The sequence below is a fragment of the Candidatus Pelagibacter bacterium nBUS_30 genome (assembly GCF_051201245.1).
Lineage (GTDB): Bacteria > Pseudomonadota > Alphaproteobacteria > Pelagibacterales > Pelagibacteraceae > Pelagibacter.
Window position 1 is genome coordinate 1,203,476 of record NZ_CP172842.1, and the last position, 17,815, is coordinate 1,221,290.

Below are 17,815 nucleotides of genomic sequence, written 5' to 3' on the forward strand. Positions count from 1 at the left end.
TAAAATTTTAAGATTTTTTATTTATAATTAAAAAAAATATATACGAAGTTAAACTTAAAAATAAAAAAACAGAAAATGCTGATTTAAATCCTGCAATTTCTGTATAGCCAAAATTTTTTACTAAATCAATTACAAGGCCCATAATCCATTGCATTATAAAAGTTCCCAGAAATATTAATAAGTTAAAAGACGTAAGAGCTTTGCCGGCCAGATGACTTTGAAAAGATAGCCCCACTGCCGGTTGTGTTACAGATAAAAATATTGAGCTTAGTATAAATAAAGTAATATAAAATGCTCCAGCTTTTGAACCTAAAACTATGATGCTTAACATAACCAAAAAACTAATTGGTAGACCAAGTTTTAATATTTTTAATGCACTAAAACCAAGACTTGTAATCTTGGGTAAAAAATAGCCCCACAAGAAAAATGATACTAACATTGTAATATTTATCCAAAATAATCCTGTAGCACTTTCTAATGGTGTGTAACCAGCAACTCTAATCATCCAAGGACCTGCCCAAAGTGTTTGTATCGCCATCAGCCCACCATAATTAAATAAACCCATAGGAATAACACTTATAAAAAATCTATTTTTCCACACATCTTTTAATGAGCCTGTCTTTGTTATAACTTCTGTGGACTCCTCTTTATTTTGATGGTCCCATTTTGGAATAAAAGCTAACATTAAAACGATGCTGATTAGAATTAATATTGCAATTCCAATAAACAATCCTCTCCAACCAAAAGTAGGTAATAAAAGTTGAACTGGTAATGTTGATGATAAAAATCCTAGAGAAGCTATCATTAACATCCAAGAGTTTGCTCGTTGTTGCTGGTTTTCTGCAAACCAAATTCTATAACCTGTTAAAGGTGCCATTAAACAAGCGCTAACACCAACTCCAATTAAAATTCTAGAAATTAATAACCCTGAAAAACTATTAGCAAGTGCAAATGATATTGTTCCTATAAATGCTATTAATAAGAATGATGATACAATTTTTTTTGGTCCAAACTTATCTAATAAATATCCAAGAGGGATTTGCATTGAGGCAAATCCTAAAAAATAACCGCCAGCAAGAAGCCCTAAGTCTGCTGCCATTAACTCAAATTCTGAAGTTAAAATTGGAGAAAGAGTTGCTGTGATTGCTCTTAATAAGCATGATAAAAAATAGCCAAAAGCAAAAACAAAAAAAACAGTAATAGCCTGTTTTCTTGGAAGAATATAATTATCCATTTGATTAAAAATTTAATGATACATCTCGATGAATCGAGTTACATTTAGCAACAAATTTTGCCTGTTCACTAGTTAATTTTGATTGACGCCTTAGACCAATATTATTGTTAATCACTGAATTATACTTCATTAATTCAGGTAATAGGTTTTTGTTAGCATCTTTTCTCCAAGAAATTTCTTTATTAAATAAATTAAATATATCTGAACTTAAGGTAAATAATTCTTCTTCATCGATTTCCTCATTATCTATAACCGATATTAAATCATCTAATTTATTTGCAAATTCTTCTGTACCTGAAATTTCTCCTAAATTTTCAAAAAGATTATCAATAATTGATATGGAATTTTCATAATTCTTATTGTTTATAGCGTATTTTAAATCATTAATTTGTGGAGATAGTCCATCAAGTTTTTCATGATCTTGGATAAACATTACTATTAGATCTAAATTATCATAAGCTTCATCAACATTTTTTCTATATCGTTTGGTTCTTGTATTTTTTGTTTTTTGAATAATTTTAAATTCTTCATTTTTAGATTTCCAAATTTTAGGTACCTCTTTTTTTAACTCTTCAATTTCTAATTGATAATTTTCTATTTCAAGTTCCAATTTATTTTTATCTGCAGTTTCATCTGTATCTAAATTTCTGATTTCAGACTTTAATTTTTCAATTTTATTGTCTAATTTTCTAATTTTCTTCTCTTTTTTTCTAACACTAAAATGAAGATCTCTATAGTCTTTAGCAAATAAATTGTATTCATTTTCAGCTTTTTGAAGTTTGTTCACTAAAGCAAAAGTTCCAAAAGCATTTTCAAAATGTTCTTCAAAAATATCCAATTTATCATTAGGAAGATTTGTAGGTGTTAGTTTTTCAAAATTGGCAATTGCAGTTTTAATTCTTTGCTCATCATTTTTATAAATATCAAATTTATATTCCTGCAAGCAATGTTGAAGTTTTGGATTAATTGGAGGTGGAGCAACCTTAGATGTTAGATATGTTCTGGCAGGCAAATAATTTACTAGTGTTGGATAAAACCCTACAATTCCAAGTCCTATAAGCTGTAAGATTATAAAAGGCACAACCCCTTTCCAGATATTTAAAGTCGTTACAAGTTTGGATGCAACTCCTTTTAAATAAAATAAAGCAAAACCAAATGGTGGTGTTAAAAAAGAAGTTTGCAAATTAACTCCAATCATTACCCCCAACCAAATAGCACTAACATTTGCTCCTGGTTCAGCTAACAATATTGGTGCAATTATAGGAACAACTACTACTGCAATCTCAATAAAATCAAGAAAAAATCCTAACACAAAGATTACCGCCATCACAACAATAAATTGTGTCCAGAAACCTCCTGGTAAATCTTGTAAGAAATCTCTAACTAGCTCTTCACCACCAAAAGCTCTAAATCCAGAAGTTAACATTGCTGCTCCAAGAAGGATTATAAATACCATCGAAGTAGTCACGCATGTTTCTGTAACAACTTCTTTCAAAACATTTTTAATTTTATAGGTTCTCCAAAAGCTCCAAGAAATTCCTATTAAAAATATAATTGTTAAAAAACCAGTTATTAATATTGCTGTTAAGTCTCTAGTATCAGTAGCTTTAATATTTAAGTTATAATTTGATGAAATAATATAAATTGGAATTATTGATATTATGGAAACAATAATTGGATAGTATGCATCCTTTTTACCTTTATGAAGACGATAACCTGCCATCATGGTTGCACCTATTGCTCCAATAGAACCAGCTTGATTTACTGTAGCTATTCCCATCAGTATAGACCCAAGAACAGCAAAGATTAAAGCAAGTGGAGGAATTATAACCATAACAACCCTCATCCAAAATTTAGAATCAAATTTACCTCTAAATGGTACAGGTGGGGCTGCTTTAGGATTTAATTTTGCGTATACCAGCACATATAACATGTATAAACCTACTAATACTAATCCTGGTAGCAACGCTCCAAGAAACATATCTCCAGCACTAGTAGAGCCTACTCTAAGTTCACCAGGCATATTAAATTCACCTGTAACAATTTTATAATCTGTCTGTCTCATTGTGTTAGCAACATCTGCAGCACTTGCTAATTGATCGGCAATAATAATTAAAACTATTGACGGAGGTATTATCTGACCAAGAGTACCTGAAGAACAAACAATTCCACTTGCTAGACTTTTGTCGTAATTATTATTCAACATTGTTGGTAATGAAATTAAGCCCATTGCTATTACAGTTGCACCAACTATTCCAGTTGTAGCAGCAAGTAATGCTCCAACAAAAATTACTGAAATTCCTAATCCTCCAGGAATGGGACCAAACAATTGGCCCATAGTAACTAAAAGGTCTTCAGCAATTTGTGATTTTTGCAGCATGATACCCATAAAAATAAATAAAGGAATTGCAATCAAAGTGTCTGTTTCAACATCCCAATAATTACTTCTAAAATTGGTTATACCAGCGGTTAACCATTCTTTAGGTCCGTCTAAAGCAAAATAAGCACTTACATCTCCCTCAAACAAATAACCTGTAAAAGCAGCAAGACCTATTGAGATAATTGCAGAACCTGGTAATGCAAACGCTACTGGAAAGCCCGAGGCTAATGCTGATATCATTATGATTACAAGTAAAGCTAAAAATAAATGTTCCATAATTTAATTTTTCAAAAGTTTATGACTGCTACTCATAAAATAGCTTGTAAATTGAATTAACATAGTCACAGCAAACACAGCTAAATAAACTGCCATCAAATAAAGTAAGTATAAACCATTAGAGCCTTGTTGAGTAATTTCAAAAGAAATAACTGGTCCATTAATTATGCTTGCTTTTCCACCCATACCTAAAAACAAAATTATTAAACAAAGTGGTATACCTAATACAAATGACCCAATTGCATTAGTCCAAGCTTTTTTTCGCTCACTAAACCCAGTATATAAAACATCAACTCTAACGTGGCCCTCATGCATTAAAGCATAGGCACTCGCAAATAAATATAAAGCAGCATACCAAAATCTTACCAGGTCTCCTTGAAATGCTTGTTCATACTGAAATATAAATCTAGACAGTACAATTAAAAATTCACTTCCTACCACTAATACTGCTAGCCAAATAAATCCAACAGATCTTGTAAAATAACCAATTACAAATGAGATCAATATTAAAGGGAAATGAATAAATGTTATTCTAAAGGTTGGAATAACTAAATTAATTTTTGTTGCTTCGCCAAATATTGGCTCAGCTAATTTTTCAACAACTAAAAATGAAATTAAAAAATCTGCAATCCCAACAATTAATACCGCCCAAAATGCTGACCGGATTAAATAAGCGGTAATATTCGTGAGTATTTTTGCATCAGTTTCGAGAGATTGATTAATAGATCTCAAAACATAATAAATAACTGCTATAAATGAAATAAAGTAAAATAGTAACTGAATATAGGCTAAATTTATTACTGCTCCTTCTAAAGGTGTACTTAATTTTTTAAATCCAAACAGTCCATAATGTGAAAATAAAATTTTTAAACCTGGCCAATCAAACCAGATTGTTAAAACATTGTTTACTAAAAAAATAAATGTGAATGCTAATATCGAATAACTGAATACTCTTAAAAAAATAGGAAAATTATTTTTATTAACCATAAAGCAAAAAGCTTATATTAAAAAATCTATTAAAAAAAGGGCCCTTGAAGGGCCCTTTTAAATTTAATTAGAAATTAATTACAATCCTAATGCTCTATTTCTCTGAGAAATATATGGTGAATCAGACAAGTTAGTCCAAGCACCAATTTCTTTACGACCTTTAACAAAAGCAGCATGCACTTTTTTTGCAAGAGCACTATGTTGTTGTACTTCATCGTAAACTTCTGCAGCACCACTAGCAAACGCATCATAAACTTTATCGCTAAACTTCATAAGTTTAACTCCATTTTCGTTTACTAGTCGATCTAATGCAGCACCATTTTTAGCATTATATTCAGACATTGTAGTCGTATCCGCCCAAGCGCAGGCAGTTTTGATTATATGTTGGTCTGATTTTGCTAGGCTTGTAAACCAAGATTTATTAACACCACATGCTAACGTTGATCCTGGTTCGTGCATACCTGGATAGTAGTAGTACTTAGCGGCTTCATGAAACTTCATAGCTTCATCATTCCAAGGACCTACCCATTCAGTTGCATCAATTGCTCCTGACACAAGGTTTTCATAAATTTGTCCACCAGGCAGTGAAATTGGAGAACCACCAAGTTTTCCAAGTACTTGTCCACCTAATCCAGGCATACGCATTTTTAAACCTTTTAAATCGTTAGCTGATCTAATTTTCTTGTTAAACCAACCACCCATTTGCACACCTGTGTTACCAGCTGCGAAACTTTGAGTACCGAAGTCGTCAGTCAATTCATCCCAAAGCTCTTGTCCACCGCCAAAATTTAGCCAAGCATTCATTTCAGAATATGTGAAACCAAATGGAACTGCAGTAAAGTATCCAAAAGCAGGGTGTTTTTTAACCCAGTAGTAATCAGCACCGTGATACATTTGAGAATTACCAGAAGCAACTTCATCAAATGAGTCAAATGCTTTTACTCTTTCGTTAGCAGCATAATAAGTAACTTGAATACGACCATCACTCATATCGCTTAATCTTTTTGCTAATCTTTGTGCACCAGTTCCTAAACCAGGAAAATCTCTTGGCCAAGTGGCTACCATAGAAGCTTCTACTCTTTCTTTGGCAACAGCTGGAGCAGATAAAGATGTTGCAGCTACGGCAGCAACACCAGTTGCAGCAGCAGTTTTAAAGAACTTACGTCTTGAAGGAGCTTTTGAGCCCTTCAATGATTTTTTTTCTTTAATCATATGTATCTCCTCTGTTAGTTAATTAACTTTATAAAGTTAATGATAATTAAGCAACAGAGTCTATAGACAATGTGACTCAAGCAATTATAAATACAATCCTTACTAGAACTTATTGATATAGATCAATAAATTGCGACTTTAAGGTATAAGAATTAATCTATTGGGTAGTCCCAGGCATCACCACCTATTTCTTTTGATATAGCTGAAAAATCTTTAGCATCATTTCCTTCTTTGCAAAATTTTTCATAAATTTCTAATGCCAGTTTACCAAGTGGTGTATCAGCATTAACACTTTTTGCACAATCGTTTGCAAGTTTCAGATCTTTATTCATCATGCCCGCAGAAAATCCAGGTCGATAATTATTACTTGAAGGTGTTCCTTCAATTAAACCTGGCAGAGGTGGATAAACAGAAATTGGCCAACTATTTCCAGATGCATTTTTCATAATTTCATGAACTTTTTTAATGTCTATATTTAATCTTTTTGCCAACATCAGAGACTCTGATGCTGCAATCATTGCTATCCCTAAAGACATGTTATTACAGATCTTAGCTCCATTACCACTGCCCAAATCACCAGCATGAAATATATTTTTACCCATAATTTTAAGTAGAGGAAGAGCAAGATCAAATGCTTTTTTAGACCCTCCAACCATTATATTTAAGGTTGCTTTTTGTGCACCCATTACTCCTCCACTTACTGGAGCATCAATCATTTGAATACCTTTTTCAGTTGCCTTTTTTCCAATCTCTTTTGAGGTTTGAATATCAATTGTTGAACAATCAATTAAAAGACAGTCTTTTGAAACTTTATTGATAACTCCATTATCTCCTAAAAAAACTTCTTTAGAATGTTTACCTTCTGGAAGCATAGTTATGACTGTTGATACTTCAGTCGTAATTAAATCATCTAAATTTTCAACAACATCAAGCTTTTTTTCTTTGGCGATATCAATGGTCATTTTAGAAACATCAAAGACCTTTATTTTTTTTCCAGATTTCATTAAGTTTTCTGCCATAGGTAAACCCATGTTTCCAACACCAATAAATGCGATCAATTCAGACATGTTTTTTCTTTATGTTTAATTTACTTTATTTTTGCAATTGCCTGTATTGAAAAACTCATCAATATTATCAATTGCTAAATTAGCCATTGCAGTTCTTGTATCTTTGGTAGCGCTCCCTAGATGAGGCAAAATAAATGCAGTTTTAATTTTTAAGTAACCTGGATTTAAATTTGGCTCATCTTTATAGACATCTAAACCAGCTGCATAAATTTTTCTTCTATTTAGTGCATCGATCAAAGCTTCATCATCTACAATATCGCCTCTTGCAACGTTAGTTATCACTGCTCCCTTTGGAAAATATTCAACCGTTTCTTTATTAATTAAATTCATTGTCTCTTTTGTAGCAGGACAACAAATTGATAAAACATCAGACACAGAAAAAAGGCTTTTAAGATTTTCATGATAAATAGCACCTTGTTCTTTTTCTTCATTTAATTTTGAACGGTTGTGGTAATGAATAACCATTCCTAGTGATTTTGCTATTTTTGCAATTTTCTGTCCAATTCTTCCCATGCCCAAAATACCGAGTCTAGAGCCAGTCAATTGTTTTCCAATTAAATAATCTGCTGACCATTTCCAATTGCTTTCTTTTGCTGCTTCAATTCCTTCTGCCGCTCTTCTACAGGCACCTAAAATTAATAAAATACCAATTTCAGCGGTAGCATCTGATAAAACTTCAGGGGTATTAGTAACTGCAATTCCTCTTTTTTTTGCAGCTTCCAAATCAATATTTCCAAAGCCAACTGCAAAGTTTGAAATAACTTTTACAGAGTCTGGTAATTTATTAATGGTATCTTCGTCCATCTTATCTGTTAGAGACGTTAAAACTGCATCGCAATCTTTACTTAATTCCACTAACTTAGGTTGTGAATAAAGCTCATCATTAAGGTTAAAATTTGCATCAAAAATCTTGCTAGCTTTTTCCTCACTTTCTCTTAATAATTTTCTTGTAACTAAAATTTTTTTCATAATTAAATTCTTTCTAAAATTTTAGGCTTGGGTCCACCAGTGTACCAATCTAATAATTCTATTGTATGTAAAATTGGAATATTGGTACCATTAGATATTTGGGTTATGCAACCAATATTTCCTGTTGAAATCATTTGAGGATTGGTGCTTTCTATGTTCTTTACCTTATCTTTAAGTAATTTTGTTGCTATCTCAGATTGCAAGATATTATAAGTTCCAGCAGACCCACAGCATAAATGTCCTTGGGGTATTTCCATTATTTCATTTTCTGTTTTGGATAATAAATTTAGAGGTTGTGAGTGAATATTTTGACCATGCTGCATTGAACATGCTGAATGGTAAGCTATTTTGTATTTTTTATTTTTTTTCTTAATATTTAATTTCAAACTTTCAGATAAATATTCTGTTACATCTTTTGTTAATGTAGAAATTGTTTTTGCTTTATCTTTGTAATCTTTGTCATCTCTAAAAATAAAACCATAATCTTTTAGAGTAGTTCCACATCCAGATGTATTAGATAATATTGCATCTAAATTACCTTTTTTATGTTCCTCATACCAAATATCAATATTATTTGTAAAATCAAAATGTGCTTCTTCATCTTTTCCAAGATGATGGTTTAAAGATCCACAACATCTAATTTTTTTTGGAACAACAACTTCAACACCATGTCTATTTAATAATCGTATAGTAGACTCATTAATTTGAGGTGAAATTTCTTTTTGAACACAACCAGTTAATAATGCAACTTTTGCTATTTTTTTTCCCTTTGCTCGATAAATTTCTTGGCTTTTTAAAGTTTTTTTTGGAAACGATGTTGGCATAAGACTCATCATATTTTTAATTTTTCTAGGAAATAAAAAATTAAAAGGCTTACCAATTTTAACAAGATAGCTAGCAAATTTAAAATAACTTACATTTGGAAGTGTTACAGACAAGAAGTTTCTTAATAATTTATCAAAAAAAGGTCTCTCATAATTTTTTTCAATATATTTTCTGCCATGATCAATTACGTGCATATAATTCACTCCTGCAGGGCACGTAGTCATGCAGCTATAACATGAAAGGCATCTATCAATATGTTTAACCACTTTTTCAGATGGCTTCTTATTATTTTCTAACATGTCTTTTATTAAATAAATTCGCCCTCTAGGACCATCCAATTCATCTCCAAGAATTCCATACGTTGGACAAGTAGCATTACACATTCCGCAATGAACACATTTTTTAAAAATTTTTTCAGTTGATTGATTGTCTTTATCTTTTAGTTGTGTATTAGAAAAATTTGTTTGCATTAAATCTCTCGATACATTTTACCTGGATTAAACAAGCCCCTAGGATCAAAACTATCTTTGATTTTTTTTGATATCATTAGCTTCGTTTTATCAGTTGAAAATACTTTTTCTTTAAAATCAAAATTTTCTGATTTCATAATGATGGTCATATATCCTTCATTCTTACTTATAAACTCTCTAATTTGTCCAATTTTATCATCCTCATTATCGAGGACTTCTATCCAGAATAAAGAGCCAGACCAATCAACAAAATATTTAAACTTGTTACCCAAAAATTTCATTAAATTTTCTGAATTAGATGGTGGAATAACTGCTCTTAATAAATTGTTTTTTGTATTAGTGAAGAGTTCTAAATTATTTACTTTTATCCAAAATGGAACTGATTGATGATTATCTAAAATTGATGTTTCATAATTTTTAAGCTCTAATTCTTTACCTATATCTTTTAATCTTTCTTGAACAGATACTCTGTCTCCCTCTATTCTAATAGCTAAAAAAGGACCTTCATTATTAAGATCATTAAATTTAAAAACTCTATTTTTGTTTAAATCAAATTTTTTATTTTTTGGTTCATCTGGAAAATAAGTTGCTCCTGAAATTTCATTACTTGAACCTAAAATTTTATCAAAAAGGGAGGAAATAATTTTTACGTCATCTAAATATATAACAATAGTATTTTGAAATATTTTTTTTGGTGAAACTTTTAATGTTACTTCAGTGAGTGCGACTAAAGTTCCAAAGGAACCAGACACTACTTTAGATAAATCGTATCCAGTAACATTTTTTACCACTGTTCCGCCTGATTTTATAATGTCTCCCTTACCATTTACTCCTTTAAACCCTAATACAAAATCTCTAACATTACCTACTTTAAATCTACGTGAGCCAGCAAAATTTGTAGCAATACATCCAGCAGCTGTTCCTTTATTTGACTCACCATCTTTAATATAACCAAAATCTAAAGGCTCAAATGCTAACTGTTGACTATGTTTTTCTAAAATATTTTCTATAGTTTTGATTGGAGTTCCAGCCAACACTTTGATGTAGAGTTCTTCAGGCAAATATTCAATCACACCATTTAATTGGGACAGATCAAGTGTTTTTGCAGCTTGAACATTATAACCAATATATCTTTTACTATTTGTTCCATGCAAATTTATTGGTAGTTTTTTTTTATAAAATTCTTTTACTAATTTTGAAACACTAATTTCTGTATCAGGTTTTAGATGATTAGAATCTTGGTAAATCTGGGAATTTTTCTTCTCCGCTGTGAACATGAACTCTCCCCTCCTCCGCACATTTTCTTAATATAGGATATACTTTTCCTGGATTTAAAAGATTTTTTATATCTAATGATTTTTTTATATCTAATTGTTGTTGAATGTCATCGTTATTAAATGCTTCGCACATTAATTCACGTTTTTCTATTCCTACGCCATGTTCTCCTGTTAAAGCACCACCCATTTTTACACATGCTTTTAATATTTCTGAGCCAAACTCCTCTGTTTTTTTCAATTCTTCTTTTTTACTTCCATCAAATAATATTAAAGGATGCAAATTACCATCACCAGCATGAAAACCATTTGCTACAGCTAGGTTATACTTTTTTGAAAGTCTGGTAATTTCTTTTAAAATTTCTGATAATTTCCCTCTTGGGATGGACCCATCCATACAATAATAGTCTGGTGCCATAGCTCCACATGCAGGAAAAGCAGCTTTTCTTCCTGACCAAAAAGCCATTCTCTCTTTTTCATTTCTACTAAGTTTAAAACTATTTGAATTATTTTTTTGAGAAATCTTTTCTATTTCTTTGAGCATGTTATCAACCTCAGAGTTTGTTCCATCAAGTTCAACAATCATAAGAACTTCAGCATCCATCGGATATCCTGCTTTGGCAAATTTTTCTGTAGCATCTATTAAAGCTTTATCCATAATTTCCATCCCTGCAGGAACAATACCACTAGAGATAATTTCAGTTACACAATTTCCACCGTCCTCTATAGTTGGAAAACCAACTAAAGCAGCTTTTATAGTTTGAGGATTTTTTAAAATTTTAACAGTTACTTCAGTAATAACTCCCAGTAATCCCTCTGAACCACAAATAAGTCCCATCAAATCATAACCTTCTTGATCTAATGTTTTTCCACCCAATCTACATATAGTTCCGTCCATCAAAACCATCTCTGCGCCTAGAATATTATTTGTTGTTGTTCCATATTTTAAAGAATGAACTCCTCCTGAGTTTTCAGCTACATTTCCACCAATTGAACATGCTAATTGACTTGATGGATCGGGTGCATAATAATATCCCTTGTGTTTAACAGCATGTGTTATTGATAAATTAGTAACACCAGGTTGTGTAACAACACATCTATTATTAAAATCAATTTCAAGAATTTTATTAAATTTTCCTAATCCTAAAACAATTGCATCTTTTAAAGGTAATGCTCCACCTGATAATCCAGTACCTGCTCCTCTTGGTATAACTTTTATATTTTCATTATTACAATATTTCAAAATTTCACTAACTTCTGGTGTATTCTCAGGTAACACTACAGCAAGTGGTATATTTTTATAAACTGCTAGCGCATCTGTTTCATATGGTTTAATCTCATCCAATTCACTTAGAACATTATCTTTATTTATAATTTTTTTAAGATCAGAAACAATTAGGGATTTTTTGGAAATGATATTTTTATCTACTTTGGGTAGAGCTAATTCAGACATTAGGACTAGCCTAACATTTTTTTGATATTTTCCAATGCGTTAGATATGTTATCTTGAGAAGCTGCAAAGCTAAATCTTACATAATCTTTAGACGTTTTGCCAAATGCTGTACCTGGAACAATCGCCACCCCAGCTTCATGCATAGCTTTTTTACAAAATTCAGAACCATCCATTCCTGTTCCAATTACTTTTGGGAATGCATAAAAAGCTCCACCTGGTAAACTACACTCAACACCAGGTAGACTGTTCAAGCCTTCATGTATCAATTTTCTTCTTTGAGTAAATTTTTCCATCATAGCATTTATCGAGTCATCTGGCCCATCTAATGCAGCAATTCCCGCGAACTGTGCAGCAGCATTTACACATGATACACTGTTAATTAATAACTTGTTAATATGTTCAACTAATTGTTCTGGCCAAAAACTCCAACCTAATCTCCATCCAGTCATTGAGTAAGCTTTGCTCCACCCTTCAAGAACAATTAATCTATCTCTAAGTTCTGGGTAATTAAAAAATGTTGGCATCTTTTTTCCATCAAAAATTTGTCTGCTGTAAATTTCATCACTCAAAATTGTAACATGAGAATGTTTTTTTAATCCCTCTGCTAATTTATCTATCTCTGATTTTTCAACAAAGCTTCCTGTAGGATTATTTGGATTGATAAGTATTAACAATCTAGTTTTATCTGTAATTAAAGATAAAATTTTTTCAGCAGTAAACTTTAAGTCTTTATCTTTTGTAAGATCATATGGTACTGAAGTAGAACCAGTATAATTTATCATAGACTCATAAATTGGAAATGCGGGAGTTGGATGTATAATTTCTACACCTGGTTCGCCAAAACATTGAATTGCATAATGCATTGTAGGTTTTCCACCTGGCATTATAATAATTCTCTCAGGATCAATATCCTGATTATAAAGTTTTTTTATTTTTCTAGTAACAGATTCTCTACATTCTAAGATTCCATTCGAAAGAACATAGCCATGATGACCATCGTCTAAAGCTTTTTTAGCCGCCTCAACGACATGCTTGGGGGTTTTAAAATCAGGCTGTCCTAACCCTAAATGAATCATGGGTTTTCCTTGTGCTTCTAATTTTTTTGCTTCAGCTAAAACTGAAAATGCACTTTCTGTTCCTAATCTATCTAAACTCTTAGCCAACTTCATAATTAATCATATCCTTTAAGTTTTTTTTAAAAATTTATTTTTTTTATATCTAATTTTTAGAAGTATTTAATTTATTTTCTGTAAATTAATTTAGATCTATTTAATTCTTTGATATTTTTACACCCCATTAATACCATATTTCGATTAATTTCATCATGCATATTCTGCAACAGACGTTCCACACCAGCTTGACCCCCAGCACCCAATGAAAATAAAAACATTCTGCCAAAACTACATGCTGTTGCACCAGCAGCTAATGCTTTTAAAACATGAGTTCCTCTTTTAATTCCACCATCTAATATAATTTCAAGTTTATCACCAACTGCATCTGAAATTTCTTTTACTTGATCAAATGGGGACCTTGATCCATCTAGCTGTCTACCACCATGATTTGAGATCATTATAGCCGTACATCCTATATCAATTGCTCTCTTAGCATCTTCTACCGACATAACTCCTTTTAGTGCAAAGGGTTTATTCCATTTTTTTACACAATACTCGGCATCTTTCCAATTCATAGCAGGATCATATTGTTCGTTAATATATTCAATAACTGATTTTGAAATATTAGTTCCTTTATCTGTTTTTTTAGCAACGTTAGATAATTCAAATTTTTTGTGAGTGAAATAATTAAATACCCATTCTGGATGCATTGCAAAACTCATTAAACTTTGAAGTGTGAGTTTTGGTGGTGTTGTAAACCCTGTTCTGTGATCTCTCTCTCTGTTTCCTGCAACCAATGTATCAACAGTCAAACACATACCATCATAATTAGACACTCTACATCTTTCAATTAAATCATCTGTGATCGATTGATCTTTATGTACATAAAGTTGAAATAATTTTGGGCCTTTGGAAATTTCTGCAATTTCTTCAATAGTATTATTTGCCATTGTGGACATACTATAAAAAGTCCCAAACTTTTCTGCTGCTCTCGCTGATGCTTTGTCACCATCATGATGATAAAGTCTTTGCATTGCAGTTGGTGATAAAAATAGTGGCATATCAATTTTTTTACCAAAAACAGTTGTTGATAAATCTGGCTTGCCAACACTTGCCAGAATATTGGGAACTAAATCACAATCATTAAATGAATCTGTGTTTCTTTTTAGTGTAGTCTCATCATCTGCTCCACCATCAATGTAATGGAAAATTGGTGAAGGTAATCTTTTTTTAGCAAGTTTTCTAAAATCACTAAAATTGTAACAATCTTTTAAATTCATTTTTTTTATTAAAAATTTTTAAGAAAATTAAACATATAACTATTTGCTCCTGGATTTTTATCTCCTATGCTAGCATTAGATAGATGATTATATGAAAAACCTAATTCAGTACTTTGAGATAGATCAAGTGATAATTGAACTTCACTTTTAAACTCAATAATATGTCCAAGATCTTTACCATCTCCTTCATGATATAAACCCGGCATAAAACTTGGTGTAATATTTAAAGCACCAATTTTATATTGAGCCTGTACACCAGTATAAATATAGCCTGCATTATCAGCGGTAATAAATGCACCAGTAATGGGTGAAAGATTTCCTAAAAAAGTATCTCTATTTAGATTTTCATTTTGATGTTGAAAACCAATAAGTGTAGATTTTTTTCCTTGATCACTAAAATCAAACATACCAGTATAAACATTAAACTCTGTACCTTGATTATCAGTTTTTATTTCTTCAGCGTTTAATGCAAATATAGAAAATACAAAAATAAGAGTTAAACAAAAATTTTTTAAAATCATATTGGATAAATTATTTTTTAATTATAAAGTTTTTACTGATTATTGCACCTCCAACTAAAAATATCAATATTGGTAATAACCACAAGATATAAGTGTTTTTGTTAAGTCCAGGATCATATAAAATCCATTCCCCATATTTTTCTTTAAAAAATTCATAAATTTGTTTTTCAGATAAACCCTCGTTCAATTTTTTTTCTACTAAAACTTTTATGCTATTTGCAAATTCAGAGTCAAAATCATAAACAGATTGACCTTGACAAATTAAACATCGTAAATTTTTTGTAATATCATTTTTAATATTCACATTATTTGCTTTTAAATTGTTAAATGAAAAAATAAAAAAGATAATAAATAAAAATTTTAATATTTTCATTCTATAAGCAATTTAATTTCTTTGATTGACTCATTATTTAAGGGCCCAATATATTTTCTTAAAATTATACCATTTTGAATCAGAAAAGACTCTGGCACTCCATAGGCTCCCCACTCAATTGATTTAACACCCTCCTTGTCAAAAATAATATTTTTATAAGGATTACCAAGTTCATCTAAAAAATTCTGAGCATTAATTTTATTATCTTTATAATTTATACCAATCACTTTAATTTTTTTATTTTTTGCTAAATCCATTAACAAAGGATGTTCTTGTCTACAAGGAACACACCATGATGACCAAATATTCAATAAATAAAATTTATCTGAGCTAAATAATTCAGTTGAATTTATTGATTTATTTGAGTTAAATAAATCTGCAGAAAATAGTGGGATTTTGTTGTTAATTTTTTTTTCTGGAGTGTAAATATTTGTATTTTTTAAACCTTTATAAAAAATCACAAAAATAATTATAAAAATTAGAGTTATAAATATTGGTAGTAATTTATTTTTCATATTCTTTTTTAAATAAACTTGCCAAACCTCCAAATGCAATCAGTAACACTGACAACCAAATCCATATCATAAAAGGTTTAACCTGATACCTCACATTAAAGTACTCTTGATTTTGAACTAAGTTAATTACTATAAATTTATCAGATTTTAATGTTGTTTTTATATCTGCCTCACTAGTCACAATATTTGGTTGATTATATATTCTAAGCTCTGGTGACAAATTTTCTATTTTGCCTTTTGAATTTTCAATAGTAAAATTACCTATGATTGATTGATAATTCTTTTCTTTTTTTTGGCTAATATTTTCAAAGACAATCTTAGTATTTTTAGCATCAAAGGTTTCTCCAACTTTTAGGTTAGTTATAATTTCTGTTGAATATAAGTTGTTAAATAAAATACTTAAAATTAGTAAACTGAATCCAAAATGCGCAATATTCTGAGAAATATTTTTATAACTCTTAATAAAAAAATCTCTTAAAGTTAAGAAAAATAAATAAAAAGCACTTGCAGTTAAAATTGTATTTATAAGAAATTTTGTTTCAAAATTTTTAACGATTAAAAAAGAAAATATAATTGAAACTACCAATAATATTATTAGATATAATTTATTCTCTAAATTAGACTTAATCCATTTTAATTTAGGCCCAATCGCCATTGCTAATAAAAATGGAATTAAAAAAGGAATAATCAATTTATGATAAAAAGGAGGTCCTACAGATATCTTTTGTGAGGATATAACATCAAGAAATATTGGGTATACTGTACCAATTAATACTACTGATAAGAAATACATCATAAACCAATTATTAATTATAATTGAGGTTTCTTTACTTAGCCAAAAAAAACTTGTGGGATTGTTTTTATTATTTTTATGAAAAAAGAAAAAAATAAACAAAGAAATAAAAATTAAAGAAAATAAAAAGACCAATATAAATAACCCTCTTTCAGGATCATTTGCAAAAGTATGGACTGAGTTAAGAATTCCTGATCTCACTAAAAATGTACCACACATACTTAATGTAAATGTTGATATTGATAAAATTATTACCCAAGACGTCAAAATTAGTTTTTTTTCTAAAACCAATATGCAGTGTAAAAGTGTGGTTAATGCTAACCATGGCATTAAAGATACATTTTCAACTGGATCCCAAAACCAAAAACCTCCCCAACCTAACTCATAATAAGCCCAGATTGATCCTAACAAAATTCCAAGAGTCAAAAATATCCATGAAACTAAAATCCACTTTTTAATATGTGTTGCCCAACTTTTTGTAATTAAATTTAGTGATGTTGCAGCTAACGCTGATGAAAAAATAATTGATGAACCAACATAGCCTAGATACAAAATTGGTGGATGAATAGCTAAAGCAGGATCTTGTAATATTGGATTTAATCCCAATCCCTCTTCTGGAGTTGGAAAAAGAAAATTAAATGGATTAGATGTCTTAATTAAGAAAACAAAAAAACCAATAATTATAATTTGCTGAAAAACTAAAGTTAAAATTTTATATTTTGTTGGTTGATTTTTACTTTTTATTAAAAATATTAATATAAATAATGTCAATACAAATAACCAAAGCAGAAGACTTCCTTCATGATTTCCCCAAGTACCTGCTATTTTGTAAAAAAGTGGTTTAGTTGTGTGAGAGTTATTAAAGACTGTTTCATTGCTAAAATCCGATAAAATGAACGATACAACCAAACATAAAAAACTAATCACAACAAAGAAAAATTGTAAAAACGTAAATGATAAAATTTTTGTATCAAATTTAGAATTTTGAAAATTTTTTACTGAAAAAAAAATTAAAATTAATCCAAAGCAAAGACCTAGGATTAATGAATAATATCCAATAACACTGTAAAGCAA

Annotated in this window: 15 protein-coding genes; all 15 read right to left on the minus strand. The window is 30.2% G+C overall.

The genetic code is table 11. From position 1 onward, the window contains the following. Nucleotides 1-7 precede the first annotated feature (7 nt). Nucleotides 8-1,234 carry an MFS transporter gene (locus ACIJYE_RS06530; protein WP_435090109.1) on the minus strand — a complete coding sequence of 409 codons (1,227 nt, stop codon included), beginning with the start codon at nt 1,232-1,234 and terminating at the stop codon, nt 8-10. Between the two features lie 4 nt (nt 1,235-1,238). Continuing rightward, nucleotides 1,239-3,890 (minus strand): TRAP transporter large permease subunit, encoded by a 2,652-nt coding sequence (locus tag ACIJYE_RS06535; RefSeq protein ID WP_435090111.1) that lies wholly within the window; start codon nt 3,888-3,890, stop codon nt 1,239-1,241. A 3-nt stretch (nt 3,891-3,893) separates the two neighbouring features. Further along, nucleotides 3,894-4,877, minus strand: coding sequence for a TRAP transporter small permease subunit (locus tag ACIJYE_RS06540; RefSeq protein WP_435090112.1), 984 nt, complete (start codon nt 4,875-4,877; stop codon nt 3,894-3,896). A gap of 78 nt (nt 4,878-4,955) precedes the next feature. After that, a complete protein-coding gene (locus ACIJYE_RS06545; RefSeq protein ID WP_435090113.1) occupies nt 4,956-6,089 on the minus strand; it encodes a TRAP transporter substrate-binding protein in 1,134 nt (377 codons plus the stop codon). Nucleotides 6,090-6,241: 152 nt separating this feature from the next. Next, the gene (gene mmsB / locus ACIJYE_RS06550; RefSeq protein WP_435090115.1) at nt 6,242-7,156 is read right to left on the minus strand and encodes a 3-hydroxyisobutyrate dehydrogenase; all 915 of its coding nucleotides are present in this window, start codon (nt 7,154-7,156) and stop codon (nt 6,242-6,244) included. 15 nt (nt 7,157-7,171) lie between these two features. After that, on the minus strand, nt 7,172-8,125 hold the full coding sequence (locus tag ACIJYE_RS06555; protein WP_435090116.1) for a 2-hydroxyacid dehydrogenase: 954 nt from the start codon (nt 8,123-8,125) through the stop codon (nt 7,172-7,174). 2 nt (nt 8,126-8,127) lie between these two features. Beyond that, complete coding sequence (gene glcF / locus ACIJYE_RS06560) at nt 8,128-9,420, minus strand: glycolate oxidase subunit GlcF (RefSeq protein ID WP_435090118.1); 1,293 nt, start codon at nt 9,418-9,420, stop codon at nt 8,128-8,130. Next, complete coding sequence (locus ACIJYE_RS06565) at nt 9,420-10,697, minus strand: FAD-binding protein (RefSeq protein WP_435090120.1); 1,278 nt, start codon at nt 10,695-10,697, stop codon at nt 9,420-9,422. Before ACIJYE_RS06565 ends, glcF begins: the two co-directional genes overlap by 1 nt. After that, nucleotides 10,651-12,147, minus strand: coding sequence for an FAD-linked oxidase C-terminal domain-containing protein (locus tag ACIJYE_RS06570; RefSeq protein ID WP_435090122.1), 1,497 nt, complete (start codon nt 12,145-12,147; stop codon nt 10,651-10,653). Before ACIJYE_RS06570 ends, ACIJYE_RS06565 begins: the two co-directional genes overlap by 47 nt. Before the next feature lie 5 nt (nt 12,148-12,152). Further along, entirely contained in the window at nt 12,153-13,316 is a 1,164-nt protein-coding gene (locus tag ACIJYE_RS06575) for a pyridoxal phosphate-dependent aminotransferase (RefSeq protein ID WP_435090123.1), read from the minus strand. Nucleotides 13,317-13,387: 71 nt separating this feature from the next. Next, nucleotides 13,388-14,539, minus strand: a complete 1,152-nt coding sequence (locus ACIJYE_RS06580; protein WP_435090124.1) for an alpha-hydroxy acid oxidase — start codon at nt 14,537-14,539, stop codon at nt 13,388-13,390. Nucleotides 14,540-14,547: 8 nt separating this feature from the next. Beyond that, the gene (locus ACIJYE_RS06585) at nt 14,548-15,060 is read right to left on the minus strand and encodes an acyloxyacyl hydrolase (RefSeq protein WP_435090125.1); all 513 of its coding nucleotides are present in this window, start codon (nt 15,058-15,060) and stop codon (nt 14,548-14,550) included. Between the two features lie 10 nt (nt 15,061-15,070). Then, nucleotides 15,071-15,433, minus strand: coding sequence for a cytochrome c-type biogenesis protein (locus ACIJYE_RS06590; protein ID WP_435090126.1), 363 nt, complete (start codon nt 15,431-15,433; stop codon nt 15,071-15,073). Beyond that, on the minus strand, nt 15,430-15,948 hold the full coding sequence (locus ACIJYE_RS06595; protein ID WP_435090128.1) for a DsbE family thiol:disulfide interchange protein: 519 nt from the start codon (nt 15,946-15,948) through the stop codon (nt 15,430-15,432). The genes ACIJYE_RS06590 and ACIJYE_RS06595 overlap by 4 nt, the downstream gene beginning before the upstream one ends. Further along, entirely contained in the window at nt 15,938-17,815 is a 1,878-nt protein-coding gene (locus ACIJYE_RS06600; protein ID WP_435090129.1) for a heme lyase CcmF/NrfE family subunit, read from the minus strand. The genes ACIJYE_RS06595 and ACIJYE_RS06600 overlap by 11 nt, the downstream gene beginning before the upstream one ends.